Source organism: Armatimonas sp. (genome assembly GCF_043760365.1).
Taxonomy (GTDB): Bacteria; Armatimonadota; Armatimonadia; order Armatimonadales; family Armatimonadaceae; genus Armatimonas.
Genome location: NZ_JAYUPA010000851.1, coordinates 1 through 3,126, shown reverse-complemented (window position 1 = coordinate 3,126; position 3,126 = coordinate 1). Strand labels below are relative to the sequence as shown.

General features: G+C 57.0%; 3 protein-coding genes and 1 tRNA gene. All 4 read left to right on the top strand.

Annotation, left to right across the window (positions count from 1 at the left end; all coding sequences use genetic code 11):
- The first annotated feature begins 37 nt into the window (after positions 1–37).
- The 4 genes from ACH2EH_RS21095 (at position 38) to ACH2EH_RS21080 (ending at position 2,234) form a co-directional block, all read left to right on the top strand.
- Positions 38–118 (top strand) — tRNA-Leu (locus tag ACH2EH_RS21095).
- A gap of 26 nt (positions 119–144) precedes the next feature.
- A complete protein-coding gene (locus tag ACH2EH_RS21090; RefSeq protein WP_395144823.1) occupies positions 145–666 on the top strand; it encodes a TlpA family protein disulfide reductase in 522 nt (173 codons plus the stop codon).
- Positions 663–1,559, top strand: coding sequence for a sugar phosphate nucleotidyltransferase (locus ACH2EH_RS21085; protein ID WP_395144822.1), 897 nt, complete (start codon positions 663–665; stop codon positions 1,557–1,559). The genes ACH2EH_RS21090 and ACH2EH_RS21085 overlap by 4 nt, the downstream gene beginning before the upstream one ends.
- Before the next feature lie 39 nt (positions 1,560–1,598).
- Entirely contained in the window at positions 1,599–2,234 is a 636-nt protein-coding gene (locus tag ACH2EH_RS21080; protein WP_395144820.1) for a hypothetical protein, read from the top strand.
- Positions 2,235–3,126: the final 892 nt, after the last annotated feature.

Below are 3,126 nucleotides of genomic sequence, written 5' to 3'. Positions count from 1 at the left end.
GGAGAGGTCAAAGACCCATGATATAATTCTTGCCGTAGCCGGAGTGATGAAATGGTAGACATGCGCGCCTCAAAAGCGTGTGGGGCAACCCGTGCGAGTTCGAGTCTCGCCTTCGGCATACTCTCTTCCCCCTAGAGGTTTTTTATGAAACGTCAGGTTCCCCCAATTGTGTTCTATGGCATTGTTGCCGTCGCGTTACTCGTGGGAGCCAGCCTGCTCACCAAGCCGGGCAACCCGGAGCTGCACAAAGGGGCTCTTATTGATCAGCCTGCTCCTGCCATAGAAGGCGAAACCATAGACGGCAAGAAAATCAGCCTTGCCGACTACAAGGGGAAAGTCGTGCTCATCAACTTCTGGGCAACCTGGTGCGGGCCGTGTAAACAGGAGCTTCCGACTCTGGTGGCGCTGAAGAAAAAGTACGGCGCACAGGGCCTAGAGATTATTGGGCTGGTCTCCAACGACAACTTGAAAAACGCTACAGACTACGCCAAAGACAACCAGATGGACTGGCCGCAGCTCACCGCGACCCCGGAGATGGGCAGTCTCTATGGCATCCGCGCTATCCCGGCCTCATTTGTGGTGAACCGCAAGGGGCAGATCGCGGCCACGATTGAGGGGCTGGTGGAGCCGGATATCCTAGAGTCTGAGGTCAAGGCGCACCTATGAGGACGCGCAAGGCCGTTATCACTGCCGCCGGACGCGGAACCCGAATGTTCCCCGCCACCCGTGCGATCCAGAAAGAGATGCTCCCGCTGGTAGACACGGATGGGCTGGTAAAACCCACTATCCAGATGATCGCCGAGGCGTGTGTGAGCGCGGGGATCGAGGAGCTGTGCATCGTGGTAGAGCGCGGCGGTGCGCAGGCGTTTCAAGAGCACTTCCGCGCCTTCACCGACGATGAAAAACAGGTCTTTGCCGGTAAGGGCTGGCTTCTGGCCGAGGGCGAGAAGCTGGCAGGCCTTGCGGAGCGCATCACGTATGTCGAGCAGCCCGCGCCCGAGGGCTTCGGCCACGCGGTCTACCAGGCAAAAGCCTTTGCCAGCGGCGAGCCGATTCTCCTCTTGCTAGGCGACCATGTCTACACCGGCGATCCGCTGGGGCAGATGCTCGCGGCGGGTGAGCAATCCGGCGGCTCGGTGACAGGTGTGCGCTTAGAACCCGAGAGCGGGGTGAGTGTCACGGGGATCATCAAAGGCAAGGCGACAGCGACGGCGGGCCTCTACGAGATTTTAGCACTCCAAGAAAAGCCGACGCTCGCCGAAGTTCAGGCGCTTAAGACCGACGGGCTGGCGGCAAATACCTACCTGGGCCATTTTGGGATTCATCTCTTTACGTCGGAGATCTTCGACTGCCTCGGGGAGCTGATCGCCACCAACACGCGCGTCAAGAACGAGTTCCAGCTCACCAGTGGTCAGGAGCTGCTCTGGAAGCGCAACCCGGACAACTATCGGGCACTGCTCGTCGAGGGCGAACGCTGGGACATCGGCCTCCCCGATGAGTACCTACGCACCCTGGCGAAGTTTGGGAGCCTGGGGCCGCACGCGAGCATACTCTCTTAAATCCCTGTCACATTTAGAGAGGCAGAGCCGTCTCTTGAGATGATGAAAAAAGTAACTCTCTTTCTCTTGGCAGCTCTTGCCTTGCCCTGTTTTGTCTCCCCCGCCCACGCCGATACCTCCGATCTCCGAGCACGGCTAGAGTCTTCAGGAGCGGCCACGGTGCGCCGCCTGAGTCCCTGCCGCATCAGTGGGCGGGGCCGGAGCTGGGCCAACGCCACGGCGATCTCGGTGGAGGGCGGGGCGGGCCTTGAGCGCAAGGACGGCATCTACCTCTACTTCCAGGACACCAAGTCCGATGTCAGCGGCGAATTCTTCCCCGGCGGCAAGACTGATGCCGTGGGACTCTACACCTCCTCGGCGTATCTGGACAACAAAGAAGTGGACGGCCTGCTCAAGTACCTGGATGCAACAATCCTGAAGTACCGAGAGATTCAGGGCAAAGACATGGGTCTCGTTAGCTACAGCTACGCCCTCGCCGAGGACGGCACGCTGGAGATGAGTGTGGTGGGTAAGCGCCAGGAGTTCTCGCTCTATTCTTCGGGCAAGTTGCTACGCGGTCAGTCGTTTGCGGTCGCCAACCGCCAGCTCAAAGTGACTCTGGTGGGCGTTGAGGAGTTCGAGAAGCTCCGGGACTATCTCAAGGAAAGCATTACCTGGCAAAAGTCGGTAAAGTAGGGCATGGATCGAAAACGAATCTGGGGGCTCGTGGCACTGCTGCCACTGGCCCTCCCGTTGCTGGCCCAAACCGGTAAAGCAGACAATCCAGCGAAAAACTATAAAAGTGGTAAGAACCTGTGTAATAACCAACCTCTCCTCCCCAACCCTCCTCTCCCGGGCACTCATACTTCGCTGGGAAAGGAGGGAGTTCTGCACCAATAATCCCCTTTCCCAAGGAGGAACGACTGCCCGGGAGAGGGGTAGGGGAGAGGTTTTTACACAGCTTCTAAGGCACTGCTTAAACAGCCCTTTAAGATGTCAACTGTGGTTTCGGGGCTCTGTCGTTCACTTACTCCTGAGGAAGAGAGGCAACGCAGTCAAAACCCTCACTTCAATCACTATGCTCAGGTCTATGTAAATATGACTGGCCAAGTGATGGCAGAGCGCTATAGTCAAGCATCGAAACGCTATGAGGGAAAATTAGATCAGCTTTTCAAAACAAATTCCAAAGCTTATTGGAAACTAGAACTAGAGGGCCGACGTGAAGAGAGATTTTGGACAAAGCTGACACCCTTTCCTGTAGGTACTGTGCTGGTAAAAGAGAAGTTTGATAACCCCAAGGGCTCGGGAACGCCGGAGCTACTGACAGCGATGGTAAAGCGCGAGAAGGGCTACAATCCGGCCTGCTATGACTGGGAGTTTCTGGTGCTCGACGGCAAGGGGGAGCGGGTTTTAGAGCATGGAAAACTGGTGAGGTGCCAAAGTTGCCATAGTGATAAACCATACAAACGCACTGATGGCGTTGCTACTCTTAGTCAGTGGAGGATGCCATTAGCCTTGTCCGGTTCTCGATAAAGCGTTTTTTCCAGGCGGAGTCTTCCATGTGGCGCACCCAGAGAATGTCGCCGTC